Below are 14,591 nucleotides of genomic sequence, written 5' to 3'. Positions count from 1 at the left end.
ATTTTTGAGACCCGGTTTTTGTTAAATGATTACAGATTATTGCAAGCTGTCTGAGAACTTTTATTTCTATAACTTGGTTTTTATTAAAGCTTATAATTGAATGAAAGCGTTACCACTCTGCTGTCCAGGTTGTATTTTTGTCGGTTGATAGAGCTGAAGTTATTTCCTGTTACACGGTAATTATTGGTCTTTAATAAGTCTGTCACAGCAAGTTTTAAGGTTGCTTTATCCTTTAATAATGTTTTAGAAATCCCAAGTGTCAGGTCAAAATAAGCATCGCGGATAAACAAACCAATATTAGATTTCGAAAAATACTGCCCATTAGCCTCTGCTTTCAATCCTTTTGCAATACTAAAACTATTTTGTGCGTTCAACGTAAATGCCAGTTGTGAACTGTTGACCGAGTAATTCTGATAATTGCCTTTATATTCATTGTTGAATACATTCAGCATAGAAGTAAGCGACCACCATTTAAAAAGCTTTGTAGTAGCCGTAATATTGGCACCATATACATAAGATTTGTTTAGATTGTCCTGAGTTTTTACAAGGATTCCTGTGTCTGGCTGATAGTTGTATACTTCCGTCATTACATCGTTTGTGACACTAAAATAGGCTGATGCAATAATGTATTTGCCCCAGGTATACCCCAATTCTGTTGCGTGGGTAAATTCCGGATTCAGATTCGGGTTTCCTTGCCAGTAGTTAAAAGGATCATCATAAAAACGAAACGGATTCAAATCAAAGTGACTCGGTCTGTTGATTCTTTTACTGTATGAGGCATAAAATCCATGCTGATCATTCATCTGGTATTTGATGGATGCACTTGGGAAAAGGTTTGTATAATCTCTTTTTCGTTGTTCCTGAGAAGTTTTCTGGTTGATATCCGTATGGGTTATTTCTGTTCTTAGCCCCAGCTGGAATGTCCATTTCGTCAGATTAAGCTTGTAGTTGGCATACAATGCATGTATCTGCTCTTTGTATGCATATTCATTACTTGCTTTATCATCATTGATCCAGTCGTCTCCTTGTTGTATAAAATACTCCGAAGGGTTGTTATTAGACTTTATAGTAGATTTCAAACCTGTTTCCAGATTATGAATTTCACTAAAAGGCAGGGTAAAGTCTACCTTAGCATTGAAAACTTTCAAACGGGAAGCAATACTGCCTCTTCTATTGTTGAATTTCTCTGTTCCCAGATTCACCAGTGCATCTGAAATCTGATTCTGACGGGATGAGAAACGGGAAGTTTCGTATTCCAGATCCACATCTACCTTATAATCCTTATCGTTGAAGATGTGTGTCCCCTTTAAATTATAGGTATAATCATACCAGCTTTCCTTGCTTTTATTATCTGAGAGTACATGAGCAAACAGGTTATCTATCGGCTGAAATATTCTGTTTTCCCCTTTAGAAAAATCTTCATATCTCCCTATTTTAGCATCAAATAAAGCACCAATAGTTGTTTTGTCACTAAAAGCATAATCAGCACCAAACTTAAAGTTATTAGAAGTTAAAGGCTCATTGGTCATGGAGTTCTGATCTGTTCTCCGGGTCATTTGCTGAGGTTGCTTTTCATCGAAGAAAATCTGACTAAAGTCCCGTTTTTCTTCCTCACCACGAAAAGTATAGCTGTAATCTCCGTGTAGAGAGAGTTTGTTATGCGTATAGTTCAGGCTCAATCCTGTATTTACCCTGTTTTTGCGGCCTCTTCCTCCGTTCAGATAATAGTTTCCACTCAGCCCTTCTGATGAACTTTTTTTCAGAACAATATTAATGATGCCGGCATTTCCCGCAGCATCGTATTTAGAGGAAGGATTAGCAATTATTTCAATATTTTTTACCAGTGTGGAATTGGTGGAGCGCAACAGGTTGGCAAGTTCCTTTGCGGAGAGCGAGCTCAGTTTACCATTAATCATCACACTTACTCCTTTTTTGCCACGCAATGAGAGTTCTCCTTCTTGCGAAACTACCACACCTGGCGTTTTGCCAAGCAATTCCAAAACTGTGGTACCATCAGATAACACACTATTTTCTACATTAAAAATCATTTTATCAGCTTTTTGCTGAAAAACGGCTTTGCTCCCTTTTACTACAATGCCACTGATCTCTGAGATTTTATCTGTCTGTAAAGAATCGTTTTGATTTTCAGTCTGTCCGTAGGCATTCAGGCTCGCCATTAAAGGGAGCCATATATAGTGTTTCTTCATGATAATAGATTTAGGTTGTTGGTTTTTTTTTATTTTTTCTGCCCCACCAGATCATAAATCCGGTTATGGGCAATGAGGCACAGAATAAACTCATGATAAAGGCAAGAATTTTTCCGGGCATTCCAAAAAAAGCTCCCACATGAAGATCATACGTAGCATCTGTAGCTCTTTCAGCCATAGGTTTATCTTCGTGGGGATGGTTAAATAGAAGTTTCCCAGAGTGCTCATCGAAAATCATCATCGAAGACTCGGCATAAGTGAACTCTTTATCCTTGATCCAGATGCTTAAATTATCGTGTTTGTGATCTGCTTCAGTATGGTCTTCCAAATCAATTCCAAAAGAATAAGCTTTCGGATAATGAGTTTTTACCTGTTCTATGATACGGTCTATAGTTGTTACAGTCTCCACAGATTGCGGAGCGGTTGTTTTATATTGACTATAATCTGGGGTAGCAGAGGAAAAGCCATTGAGTAATGCATAAACCCACACTTGGGTAATACGAAACGAATACATAATACCTGTGATGGCTACAACAATCGCAAGAAAAGAGGCATAAAACCCAAGAATATTGTGTACATCGTAATTTTTACGTCGCCATCCTTTTACCTTCTCCCAACGGAACCATAGACGCTGTTGACGCATTTTTTTATTCTTCGGCCACCATAGGATAATTCCAGTAATCAGCATTATGACAAAGATGATGGTAGCTACTCCCACGATAGTACCGCCAATTTTATTGCTTAGAAGCAACGAGCGGTGCAGAGTCATACAGATAAAGAAAGGATTATTTTTTACATCATATATGGCGAGTACCTTCCCGGTGTATTGGTTTACATAAACGTTTTTATAAACAATAAAGGTATTGAAGTGATTCCAGCCCTCTTCATTAACTTTAATCAGTCCGAACTGATAAGAGCGTGCAGGATCTATAGGAATGGTGACTTCATCTGTTTTTACGATTTCATTTTTCAGCTGGGCGTTCACAATATCTTTTAATTCGCGTATAGGAATGGGCTTCTTATGTTGAATATCTTTTTCTCCATGGAAGGTTGCTTCCTTGCGCAAGGCAGCGGTAATGTCTTCATTGAAAACAAAAAATGCACCTGACAAAGAAACTACTAGTACAATGATTCCTGAAAGCAGTCCGAGCCATAAATGAGCTTTCAGAATATATTTTTTGAAGGATCCTTTGGATTTTTTATTACCAGTCTGCTGCATTTTATATCTATTTAGTCTTATTAAAAATAAACAAGCTACAAATATAACTTTATTTATACCAATTCTAAACAGTAATATGGCTTTATTTCTCCTTTAAAACCTGATTTTTATTAGGATGTATGCTATCTGAACAGCATGAAAACCTTTAGTTTTAAAGAACCTATCTCAATGCTCTTTATTAATATCTTTTTAAATATATTTATTTCTATAGAAAATCATTCGTTTAACTGTCATGTTTTCAAAACATTATATTGATTATTTTTACTTCAAAAACACACCATGCTGATTAAAATTTATGGAAGTGCCATTTATGGAGTGGCTGCACAGACAATAACAATTGAAGTGAATGTAGATACCGGCGGAGTGGGATATCACCTGGTAGGTCTTCCCGATAATGCGATTAAAGAAAGCAGCTATAGAATCTCTGCAGCACTTAAAAACGTAGGATATAAAATTCCCGGGAAGAAAATTACCATCAATATGGCTCCGGCAGATCTCAGAAAAGAAGGTTCTGCCTATGATCTGAGTATTGCGATTGGTATTTTAGCGGCTTCAGATCAGATTTTGGCAGAGGAAGTTGGGAATTATATTATCATGGGTGAGCTTTCTCTTGATGGAAGTCTGCAACCTATCAAGGGAGTTTTGCCTATTGCTATTCAGGGTAGGGAAGAGGGTTTTAAAGGAATTATTCTTCCTAAACAGAATGCCAGAGAAGCCGCCATTGTTAATGATCTAGAAGTATACGGAGTAGAAAATATCAGAGAAGTGATTGATTTTTTTAATGAAGGAAAACCTCTTGAAAGGCTTATTCTGGATACCAGGAAAGAATTTCATGAAAAGATCAGTGATTTTCCTTTTGATTTCTCCGAAGTGAAGGGTCAGGAAACAGCCAAAAGAGCCATGGAAGTAGCTGCAGCAGGCGGACATAATATCATTCTTATCGGCCCTCCGGGAAGCGGAAAAACCATGCTTGCTAAAAGAGTTCCCAGTATTTTACCTCCATTGACTTTGAAGGAAGCTTTAGAAACAACAAAAATTCATTCCGTAGCCGGAAAAATAGGAACTGAGTCTTCGTTGATGACCGTTCGTCCCTTCAGATCCCCACATCATACAATTTCAGATGTTATTGTGTAGAATGTGGTACAATTGTATATTTGTAATAAAACTATTGTATGTTAGCTATTTATGCAAGAATTTCGAGAGAAAAAGAGGATGGTAAAGATAGGTCAATTAATGACCAAGTTCAAACAGGTAAAGAACTGGCTAAAAAGCTAAATCTTAGTTGTGAGGTTTATATTGATGAGGGGTATTCAGGAACATTAGATATTGAAGATAGACCAGAATTAATGAGGTTGGTTGAAGATATATTAAGTAAAAAAATCACTCATGTTTTTGCTTACGACCAGTCAAGATTGGAAAGGAATAAAGATGTGTGGTCAAAACTTTATGGTATTTTTCAAGATAAGAAAGTTAAGTTATCATTTAAAGATAACCCAGAATTTGATTTTGAAAGTGATGAGAACTTCTTATTTTCCCATATTACCTCTTTAATAAATAATTTTTATGCTAAGGTAGCTAGTAGTAAAATAAAAAGTGTCTTAGCTCGAAATATTCAGGATGGGAAAGTTCATGCTAAATCTGCATTTGGGTATACTAAAGATGAGAATGGTTATTTAATTATTGATGAAGGGGAATCTAAAATTGTAGAAAGAATTTATGAAATGTCCTTACAAGGAAAGGGGACTGATAAGATTGCTGAAACTCTTAATTATGAGGGGATTCCAACATCATATAATAAACATGATAAAGGAGGGATTTATAAAATCAGAGATAGATATAATCCCACTTTTGTAACAGAAAAGAACAAAAGTGATGCTAAATGGAGAGGGAAAACAATACAAGGAATTATAAAAAATACTCTTTACAAGGGGGAAAGATTTTGGAAAGGCAGTTATTACAACGCACCTGCAATTTTTAGTGAGGTTTACTGGCAAAAAGTTAATGATAACTTACAAAAGAATAGAAATAATACTGGAAAGAAAGTTGAGCATAAATACTTGTTAAAAGGTATTATTAAGTGCAGCTGTGGAAGAAATATGTATGGTAGAAGTAGAGTTAATAAGAGAGACCATACTTATATTTGCTCATCTCGAAGAATCAAAGGAGAAAACTGTGGGAATAGAGCTATAAACATCGATAAAATTGAAGATATCATTTGGGAGCATTTCTTTATAAAGGATGAGCTTTTAAAGCTTTTAAATGAGGCTTCAAAATCCGGAGATTCGGTTTTGAAAAATCTGTTATTTGAAAGAGGACTTCTGGAAAAGAAGTTAGAAAACAATGAAAAGGGTAAACAAAGTTTAATACGGTCTGTTATGAATGATGTGTTTACTGATGATGAGGTTAAACCTGAAATAGAAAAGATTAGGAATGAAAATAGGAAAATTAAACTTCAAATTTCAGAAATTGAATTGAGAATATCTAATTTCAAAGATTTTGAAAGATTGGTGGTTGAAACAAAAGAGGACTTCAAACAATATACTTTAGAAACTGATTTTGAGGTTAAAAGAAATCTTGTACATAAATATATTGAAAAGATAATTGTTGCCTACAATGATATACCTGAATTTCTTAATTGCTATTCTTTAGAGATTTGGTTTAAGAATGAGATAGTAAAGGAGAAATATATTTTTAGGGTCAAAGATGGTTATCTACTTTCTTTTAGAGACAAAGCAATTAGAAAGCTTGTTGGCTCAGAAATAGAGTATTTGGTAAGTTTTGAAGATATGAACAAACAAAGTCTTCTTACTCAAGATGGAAAAATATTAATGAAACCACATTTTGACCATGGAGATGGTCTTGAATTTATTAAAAATACATTTATTCCTTATGGTGAAATAAGAAGTTGGACTCTTGAGGAAGTTATTGAGTTTTACGATTTAAATCCTCATTGGCTGTGTCATGATTCTGGACTTAATATCTATGCACTAGATAAGCCAGACTCACTTTATAATTTGTTTGTAGAAAAATATAAGGGATATAAAAATAAAGGCGTAAAAGAGTGGTTTAATTCAGTATTTGAAGGACATTTGAATGCTGTAAATAGTAGATTTAATAAAAAATGATTTGATTAAGATGGCAGATTAGGTTTTCAGATTCTGGATAAAACCAATGTTCTCTTAATATGGCTTTAGCTATCTTAACAATTAAAACTCAATCGTAGTTTTACTACACTTTTTGAAGTTTTTCAAAATTTGTATATGTGGTATTATCTATTTATCTATATTTGGTGATATAAACACAAATACCACAGTATTAATGAGAAAGAATATTTCCAATTCTGAAAAGATTTCAGAGAACCATATTGCAGGCATTAACCGTGTGGTTAAACTTGACATTGTGGTTGAAGGGAAATCTATCAGTCATTTTAAGCACTTTCGTTTACAGCAAAGTGCCAGAAAACACCATTACTTTGAGCTTACTTTAGCACATGATTCATTAGGTGAAGTGCAGAACCATAATCTTGAAGAAGCCCAACAATTTTTAGGAAAACGAATTACATTAACATTTAAGTATAAAGATACTGAAGACGAAAGCCCCGAAAGAACATTTGTAGGAGTGATTACAAAAGTTGCTTTTAGTCAGGAGCAAATGAGCCTAGGTAATATTGTGCTAAAAGGATATAGTCCAACAATTCTGATGGATTCAGCCCCACATACTCAGAGTTTCGGAGGTAGTCAATCTGTAAACACTGCAATCATTGCAGATAGAATTATTAGGGAAGCACTAGGAACAAGTAAGTTTGATTTCAGAATAGAAACCCAGAATAAAAGCTACATTAACTACAGTTCTCAATATTGTGAAACCCATTACAATTACCTGACAAGACTTGCAGAAGCTTATGGAGAACAGTTTTACTATGATGGGTACATACTACATTTTGGAAAACTCCCTCCACCTGAAAAGCCTATACAGCTTACTTATGGAAGCAATGTTACAGATGTACAGGTGGAACTAAAAGCAGTTCATACAAAACCAGAATACTTTGGTTACAACAGCAGTAGTCATGCTAAAATGCTAGGCTCTAATGACAACATTAAACACTTAGGGAATTTATCAGCCAAAGCCTATGAATTGAATGATAATATTTTCAAAACAAGGTCACTAACCCCTACTCCCATTAATGCTAATATGTTTCTGGATGTGGATGATTCCCAAAAGAGTGCAAGAGGGAGTAAGGCTGTAGAAGTTTTTACCGTTTCAGGAAATACTACAGTTCCTTTTTTATATGTAGGCTGTGTAGCAGACATAGACATGAGAAATCAGGACAGTAACCAGACTTCCCACTTCACTACATTAATGATGACAGAGGTAAGCCATGAAGTGGATGCAAGAGGCTATTATACTGGAAGTTTTGAGGCTATATCTGAAGGAACAGGTTTTATGCCTAAACCAGCTTTTATAACACCTAAAGCAGAGCCACAGGTAGCCACAGTAGTTTCCAATATCGACCCATTAAATCAAGGCAGAATACAAGTGCAGTTTGATTGGCAATTGAATGATACCACTCATTTTATCCGAATGATGAGCCCAGATGCCGGTGGAACAGATGTTATAAGTCAGAATAGAGGCTTTGTTGCAGTTCCTGAGATTGGAGACCAAGTAATGGTTAACTTTGAATACCATAATCCAGATTTTCCTTTTGCAATGGGTGGGATGTTTCATGGAGGCGTAGGCTTGGGAGGTGGTATGGACAACCGTGTAAAATCTTTACAGACCAGAAGTGGACATAAGTTAGTATTTACAGAGGATGAGAGCATTTTACTAACAGATAAAAGTGGTAATGAACTCAGGTTTGATACAGAAGGAAGTAATATCAATATCACTGCTCCAGAAACTATTACTATAAAATCTAAGAACCTGAAATTTGATATTGAAGAGAATATAGAGACCAAAGCAGGAAAGAATATGGATACCAATGTTGGGCAGAATATTAAGATTATTGCCAAACAAGAGATTAGCCAAGACAGTGGTAAGAAAACTATTATCAATGCTGGAACCAATACTGAAATATCAGCAAAAGCACACCTAGACCTTTACGGTAAAGAAAAGTTTATAGGTTATACTGATGGACAGACAGAGTTCGGAGCAAAAGACAGGATGCATGTTTATGGTTCAAACTCATTATTGACTGCCAAAGACAAGATTGAGTACAAAGCACCTCAAATGAACAAACTTCCTCAAAACGGAGAGTTTGATTATACCAAAGAAAAGCAAATAGTCAGTGCACAATGGATGGATGGCGATATGAAAGAGATTATTGACACGGCTTTTATTGGGGAAAAGATAAGTATTTTGGTATATACTCGAAATTATGATGAGGGAGAAACTATTGACGTTGATGTTGAACATGATTATAATAATGAGAAAAAGAAAATAATTTATTCAGGAACTGTAAATAAGGAAGGTTTTGCAGAGTTAAAAGAAAAGGTAGAGATAAAAAAGAAAGAAAAAGAAGATACGAACGAAACTAATATATAATTATGTCTGGAACAGTAACAATAACGGGTATAAGTGGAAGTACTAACTTCCAACATTTGAAAGTAAATATCGCTCCATTCAAGCAGTACATATTGGTTTCTGGATTATTTTATCCTGATGACCATAACAATTATCAGCTTTCAGGCTCTTTTGATAAATACGTTCAAAGCTATGTGAAGAAAATCATTCAAAGCCAAAAAGGAAATGATTTTATTATTTATGATGTTAATATTTTAGAGGGAACTATTACTAAAACTGAATACTTTGCAAACTCATCACCTAAGAAAAGCACACTAACATTTGATAAAGTAATTAATAGTGACTATGTGAGAGCTAATAATAGTATTCGATTTGAGAACAATAATAAAAAGATAGTTTCAAAAACGGATATTTATAAATTGATTGAAGATATAGGAACAAATAACCCTAATACATTACAGGAGGTTCATGTCTTTTCTCATGCATATTGGAATGGTCCAATTTTAGTAAATACAGATAGTGGAGGAGGAGATTGTGATATGAGAAAAGCCGATTTTACTTCAGGGACGATTAATACTACAAATTTTAAAAATGCATTTACAAGTTCGGGATTTATGAAAATTTGGGGATGTAGCTTTCCTGTTGCAACAAATGCTCTTTTTTCAAAGTTTAGGAATAACAAACAGTATAGCACTACTAAAACAATATCTGATTCTACTATTTTTAGTTTTGTACCTAATACATTTTATTATCATCCTAGTGGTTCGTTACCTGTTGATTTGATTCCTCAAATCAATGGTATATTAGGAACAACCTATAAAGTAAATGATTCAATAAAGCTAACATTTTTAGAAATAAAGAAAATACTAGCATATAACTATCTTAGTGTATATGCAGGAGTAATTGCTAAAAAGATAGGTATTAAGGTTATATCCGCACTACCAGCAACTTATGCCAATATAGACCCAACATTTCATATTGCACCAAGCACAATGGCAAATGTAACATTCTATAAAAAGCATTTAGATATTAAAATTGAAGATGGAAATTACGGTGTCTATGATGAGTCAACGGTTCAAAGAGTAGAAGCAATCTAATAGTTAAAAAAATGAAAAAAGTAATCTTAGTTTTTGTTATATTATTGAACATTTTAATAAATGGGCAAATAAAACATATTTATACTGGAAAAGTAGATAGCATAGTGATAAAGAATTACTCCTATTATGATAAGGAAACATCTACAGTCAATGATACTAATGAAAGTAACTCTATTCAACTACTGAATAGTAAAAAATTGAAAGGAAAACAAATAGTTTTACTTAATGAACTTTTAAAGTCAAAAAAAAGCTATTTACCTGAGAGAGCTTTGTTGTCACATTTTAATAAAAAAATTGAATTCTTTCTTAATGGTGATAAAATACAGGATATTACAATTTCAACAATGACTAAGAATATCACAATCTATAACAGAGAAAAGTTGATTTATAAAGCTAAAATGTCATCTTCTCTGGAAAAAGGAATTTTAAATATTGAGAAATAATGTCCTGGCACATCACAGATACCACCCAGCTAAAATGTGATAAAGGAGCTTCACCAACTCCACTCACAGTAACAAGTCAGTCTTTTATGAAGATTGAAGGAAAGCTACAGGCTACAGAAGAGGACAAACAACCTAATACTAACATTAAGCCTTTTGGTGTATGTAGTGTTTTAAGGTCTTCCTGCTCACCATCACCTGTTAAATGGGACAATACCTCTGATTTTGAAATTGAAGGTAAAAAAGAGCTGTTAGACAACTCTACATGCCAGTGTTCTGTTGGTGGTAAAATATCAGTTGTAAAGTCAGCTCAGAGCTTCGTTGAAGAGTGATTTATTTAACTGGTTTTTAGCATTAAATTGCAATCTGCCTTTTGTTTTAATTAACTTATTGATAATCAAATTACTAATATGTGTGACGCAAGGTTTATGTGATTACAAGACAAATGGATAATAAAGCTTCCCTCTATAGATTTAGAGGGAAGTATTGTTTCTAATCTACCTTAAGAGTTCTATGGCTGTCTTTCGATTTATAAAAGATTTTGTTCTGTAACAGTTACTTTATAGTTTGGAATGCTCTGAATCTGTTTAAACCATTTGTCATATTTTCGATTCAATGGAGTCATTTTTACTAAATCTTTTATTTCACTATTAGCCAGCTCATTAAATTGTTTTTCTAGAGTATTGCCCAGCAATTCCCCTACTAACTCTTTAAAGTGAGGATTAATAAAGTAAGTAATACTAAACCTGCCTAATTCATCACAGTTTAAGGCTAACTTGCAAAATGGGGTTATAAATTCTTGAACTCTGGAATGGTTAAACCAATTTTTATTTTCAGTATGAATGTACTCAATTCTGATTCTTAAATCATTAGTCTTTAAATGGCTTTGAATTTCAATTAAAAGCCTTCTTGTTGTGTCGTAGTATTCTTTTGTGTTTTGACTCGATTTTTGAGCTCCTAAAGAGACAAATTTTACAAGTTTAGAATTATGGTAGCTGTCTTCAAAAAAGTGAGCAAACATTACTGGATTCAAATCGGGCATTCTTTCCTTCATTTCCAGAAACTCATAGATTACAAGTTTCTCAATGTATTCACCAGTTGTAAAACCACATTTTCTTAGTATGTTTTTAGTTTCCAGAATTTCAACAAATGTGGGGTAAACTTTACTACTGGTAGTATTCCCTTTTTTATTAACTCCATACCATTTTAGATAATTCATTACTACTTTTTGAAATGATGGAGAGTAAAGATGGTCTACAGGTGGAAACATGTCACATTCCTGTTCTGGCATTGGAAGTAGCCAGTCATGGATTTTATCATAGAACTTATTTAAAGTTATCATGGTCGTTGTTTGGCTTTTTCTGGCTGTTAGTTACAATAGCCCCGATAATTCCAGCTCCAACGATAAGGATAACTACAATCAACATTGTATTATCACTGCCAGTATTACTCGTTTTTTGGTAGCCAGTATTTTTTTTAATGTAGCTTCCGTCGGGTTGCTGGATATAATGTTCATCAACATTAACTCTTTCACCTTGAAAAGAGGGGGATTTGTCTTCCGGTGAACTGAATGGGTCAACCTCGTTATTTTGAGGGTTGGTTTGGATATTTCCAGACTGATTATAACTTCTATTTTCAGGTGTAGAGGTATTTTGATAAACATCTTCAAATTTTGGAGTTTCCAAATTCTCAACTTTTTCTAAAGACTTTTCTAGCTTTTGTCCGATTTTACTCTGTTTATTAGCTTTCAAGGCTTCATTAGCCATTTTAACACTCTCACTTTCTGTGTTATTCATACCTGTTACGGGGTCTATTGCTGAAGAGGATTCGTTATAATAGTCTCGTTGTGTTTGTGCACTTGCAAGAACTGTAAACAAAACTAAGGGAAGTAATATTTTTTTCATATTAATTAAATTTTAAAGTTTTTTATTCTTTATCCAAAAAGAAAGGAGTACTACCAACCCATTGAATCTTTGTATCACTGATTTTCTTGAATTTGTATTGCCCTGAAGAAGCACCTGCTGTTATTGTAAACTCATAGTAATAGTCTGAGGTTTGTTCAACTACTTTAGCAGGTTGCCCTGTTTTGGCTGTTTGCTCTAAAACAGCTTTATAACTGGTATAAGGAGTTACCAGAATAAAATCATCTGAATTGAATTTAAAATAAGGATTTGCACTTCCAGTGATTTTCCAACTGCCTTGAATCCATGCAGGGGGGTGAAAGTATTGAGTTGTTACAGGATTGTTTTGCTGTGGTGTTGTGGTATCATCGTTGCTAGAACAGCTTACGAGAGAAACAGCCATTATAACTGCAAGAAATAAATGTTTCATATCAAATAGTTTAATTGATTTTAAAATTAATTTTTAATAATCCTATACCATTACGGGTTACCATAAAGGCATAAAAAAAAGCAAGTGGTTTCTCACATGCTCTAGTCTTGTTGGCTCGGCAAAGCCATATCACATAAAACAGGATAGCCACTTGCCATATGACATGACAAGTGTGCTAAACTATTTGCATTTTGTGATAAGGTTGAATTTTGCCGATTCACAAGACAAAAGCAAAAGTTTACACTTTTATTTTTTTTCGTTGAAGTAAGTTGCAAAGATATTAATTCAAGCTGAATGTTTAAAATCTATTTCTTGTAAAATAACTTTTTGGTTATTTCAGAATGATAGAAACCTTTTTCAGAGGGAATTTCTAATACTGGAATCTAGCAACAGTGCAATTCATGAGCAATTTGACCACTACTAAGCAGCAGTAGTCAATAATTTTTGAATTTGTTTTTTAGCATTGAAAAATGGCTGTACATGGTCAATGTCACCTCCGTATTGTTCCATTAATATTTCAGGAAGGTATTTGGCTATGGTTGTGGGGGAAGCCTTAGTCTCCATCTGTATATCTTTAATTTTAAATTTTCTACCCTCACTAAGCAGACCTGCAAAAGAATTACTTATTGTATGTTTTGTTAATTCTCCTACATGTTTATTTCTATAAATTGCTGCATAGCTTTGTTTTTGTTTTGCTGTAAGCTCCATTAAATGGTCAAAAAAGAATCTCTTTTTCTGGTTGGGAATAAGCTTCCATATTTCTCTTTTGTCTAAAATACTCTTGCAAAGAGACATTATATTACTCTCCGACATTGGAGGTGTGCAACAAGTTTGGTTTACTTTCCTTATAAACTCAATAAATCCCCCATCAGATAATTCAGGATTTAAAGCAATAATCATTATTCCTAGATTAGATAATATAGTATTTCTCCTACCATCATTAATGTTTTTGGGGATGATTGCTCGGGAATAAAGCAGCTTATTATCTTTTAAATCACAAACCCCTCTTTCATCATAGTTTATTGAAATCTGGGATTTCCTTTCTTCCAGATTATCGTACCTGATTGAAACATTTTCACCATTCCGGTTATAACTATAATTTTCTCTAAAGTTACTACTGGATTGGTGATTTTCTGTATTAATATCTGCAATGTCATCAGTAGACAGAAAACTACACTCTATAGTCTGTGCAAACTCATTATAGTATATATTTGGGTCATATGAAAGAATATTAACCCTACTAATGCTATTTACTTTCGGGTCAAATGGAATAGACAAAAGCTCTGCTATATGCTTAAAAGCCTCTTTAAAATTACTTGAATTAACTCCCGAAACCTTAACAATACACCCGTAACCCGTATTACTTACACTCCTCCAATGAGCTGTGAAGTATTCTGGATTGAATGTAAAGTCTAAATTATCATCAATATCGAAATAAATATAGCCCGTTGACTGTATAATATCCTCTGCTTTCCTTCCCCCATTGGTGGTAAAATTCCAGAGAACACATGGCAGCTGGAACTCTTTTATTTTATCAAATTCCTTAGTTCCTTTCTCTAAAGTTCTTAGTTTTTTAATTTTTTCTACTTCAGGTCTTGAATCATCTTTGATATAGCTAACCACTTCCTGAAGCTCTGAAAATTGGGTCTTTGAATAGGTTGTTTTTACATTTTTAAAAGTTCTGAACATAATCTTGTATTTTATTGATTTTAAATACAAAAATACAGTGGTTTTTGGGGGATTATTGAGGGATTATCTTTGTTTTTTTAAATATATT

Annotated in this window: 11 protein-coding genes and 1 pseudogene; 6 read left to right on the top strand and 6 right to left on the bottom strand. The window is 33.9% G+C overall.

Features of this window, described 5'->3' with window-relative positions:
- Nucleotides 1–83 precede the first annotated feature (83 nt).
- Both GFU89_RS13130 and GFU89_RS13125 read right to left on the bottom strand, forming a co-directional pair.
- Nucleotides 84–2,207, bottom strand: a complete 2,124-nt coding sequence (locus GFU89_RS13130; protein ID WP_318847551.1) for a TonB-dependent receptor domain-containing protein — start codon at nt 2,205–2,207, stop codon at nt 84–86.
- Between the two features lie 10 nt (nt 2,208–2,217).
- A complete protein-coding gene (locus GFU89_RS13125) occupies nt 2,218–3,426 on the bottom strand; it encodes a PepSY-associated TM helix domain-containing protein (RefSeq protein ID WP_318847550.1) in 1,209 nt (402 codons plus the stop codon).
- 279 nt (nt 3,427–3,705) lie between these two features.
- Here GFU89_RS13125 and GFU89_RS13120 point away from each other — a divergent pair.
- The 6 genes and pseudogenes from GFU89_RS13120 to GFU89_RS13095 all read left to right on the top strand — a co-directional run.
- Nucleotides 3,706–4,551 (top strand): annotated as a pseudogene (locus tag GFU89_RS13120) (YifB family Mg chelatase-like AAA ATPase); the annotation flags it as partial.
- Nucleotides 4,552–4,598: 47 nt separating this feature from the next.
- A complete protein-coding gene (locus GFU89_RS13115; protein ID WP_318847549.1) occupies nt 4,599–6,551 on the top strand; it encodes a recombinase family protein in 1,953 nt (650 codons plus the stop codon).
- Nucleotides 6,552–6,744: 193 nt separating this feature from the next.
- Nucleotides 6,745–8,967 (top strand): type VI secretion system Vgr family protein, encoded by a 2,223-nt coding sequence (locus GFU89_RS13110; protein ID WP_318847548.1) that lies wholly within the window; start codon nt 6,745–6,747, stop codon nt 8,965–8,967.
- Between the two features lie 2 nt (nt 8,968–8,969).
- Nucleotides 8,970–10,043 (top strand): hypothetical protein, encoded by a 1,074-nt coding sequence (locus GFU89_RS13105; RefSeq protein WP_318847547.1) that lies wholly within the window; start codon nt 8,970–8,972, stop codon nt 10,041–10,043.
- Nucleotides 10,044–10,054: 11 nt separating this feature from the next.
- Nucleotides 10,055–10,486, top strand: a complete 432-nt coding sequence (locus GFU89_RS13100; RefSeq protein ID WP_318847546.1) for a hypothetical protein — start codon at nt 10,055–10,057, stop codon at nt 10,484–10,486.
- The gene (locus GFU89_RS13095) at nt 10,486–10,815 is read left to right on the top strand and encodes a DUF4280 domain-containing protein (RefSeq protein WP_318847545.1); all 330 of its coding nucleotides are present in this window, start codon (nt 10,486–10,488) and stop codon (nt 10,813–10,815) included. The genes GFU89_RS13100 and GFU89_RS13095 overlap by 1 nt, the downstream gene beginning before the upstream one ends.
- Nucleotides 10,816–11,012: 197 nt before the next feature.
- On the opposite strand, the gene GFU89_RS13090 is transcribed toward GFU89_RS13095, so the two are convergent.
- The 4 genes from GFU89_RS13090 to GFU89_RS13075 form a co-directional block, all read right to left on the bottom strand.
- Nucleotides 11,013–11,825, bottom strand: coding sequence for a hypothetical protein (locus tag GFU89_RS13090; protein WP_318847544.1), 813 nt, complete (start codon nt 11,823–11,825; stop codon nt 11,013–11,015).
- Entirely contained in the window at nt 11,809–12,387 is a 579-nt protein-coding gene (locus GFU89_RS13085) for a hypothetical protein (RefSeq protein WP_318847543.1), read from the bottom strand. Before GFU89_RS13085 ends, GFU89_RS13090 begins: the two co-directional genes overlap by 17 nt.
- 22 nt (nt 12,388–12,409) lie before the next feature.
- Nucleotides 12,410–12,814, bottom strand: a complete 405-nt coding sequence (locus GFU89_RS13080) for a hypothetical protein (protein WP_318847542.1) — start codon at nt 12,812–12,814, stop codon at nt 12,410–12,412.
- A 420-nt stretch (nt 12,815–13,234) separates the two neighbouring features.
- Entirely contained in the window at nt 13,235–14,503 is a 1,269-nt protein-coding gene (locus GFU89_RS13075) for a BT4734/BF3469 family protein (protein WP_318847541.1), read from the bottom strand.
- Between the last annotated feature and the right edge of the window lie 88 nt (nt 14,504–14,591).

This window comes from Chryseobacterium sp. JV558 (genome assembly GCF_033712365.1).
Classification (GTDB): Bacteria; Bacteroidota; Bacteroidia; order Flavobacteriales; family Weeksellaceae; genus Chryseobacterium.
The sequence above is the reverse complement of the archived record's forward strand: the minus strand, read 5'-3'. Positions and strand labels throughout refer to the sequence as shown.

Bases quoted from the DNA above. Each gene is read 5' to 3' on its own strand.
- GFU89_RS13115 (WP_318847549.1), top strand. From the start codon at position 4,599: ATGTTAGCTATTTATGCAAGAATTTCGAGAGAAAAAGAGGATGGTAAA.
- GFU89_RS13100 (WP_318847546.1), top strand. From the start codon at position 10,055: ATGAAAAAAGTAATCTTAGTTTTTGTTATATTATTGAACATTTTAATA.
- GFU89_RS13075 (WP_318847541.1), bottom strand. From the start codon at position 14,503: ATGTTCAGAACTTTTAAAAATGTAAAAACAACCTATTCAAAGACCCAA.
- GFU89_RS13080 (WP_318847542.1), bottom strand. From the start codon at position 12,814: ATGAAACATTTATTTCTTGCAGTTATAATGGCTGTTTCTCTCGTAAGC.
- GFU89_RS13110 (WP_318847548.1), top strand. From the start codon at position 6,745: ATGAGAAAGAATATTTCCAATTCTGAAAAGATTTCAGAGAACCATATT.
- GFU89_RS13105 (WP_318847547.1), top strand. From the start codon at position 8,970: ATGTCTGGAACAGTAACAATAACGGGTATAAGTGGAAGTACTAACTTC.
- GFU89_RS13090 (WP_318847544.1), bottom strand. From the start codon at position 11,825: ATGATAACTTTAAATAAGTTCTATGATAAAATCCATGACTGGCTACTT.
- GFU89_RS13085 (WP_318847543.1), bottom strand. From the start codon at position 12,387: ATGAAAAAAATATTACTTCCCTTAGTTTTGTTTACAGTTCTTGCAAGT.
- GFU89_RS13095 (WP_318847545.1), top strand. From the start codon at position 10,486: ATGTCCTGGCACATCACAGATACCACCCAGCTAAAATGTGATAAAGGA.
- GFU89_RS13125 (WP_318847550.1), bottom strand. From the start codon at position 3,426: ATGCAGCAGACTGGTAATAAAAAATCCAAAGGATCCTTCAAAAAATAT.
- GFU89_RS13130 (WP_318847551.1), bottom strand. From the start codon at position 2,207: ATGAAGAAACACTATATATGGCTCCCTTTAATGGCGAGCCTGAATGCC.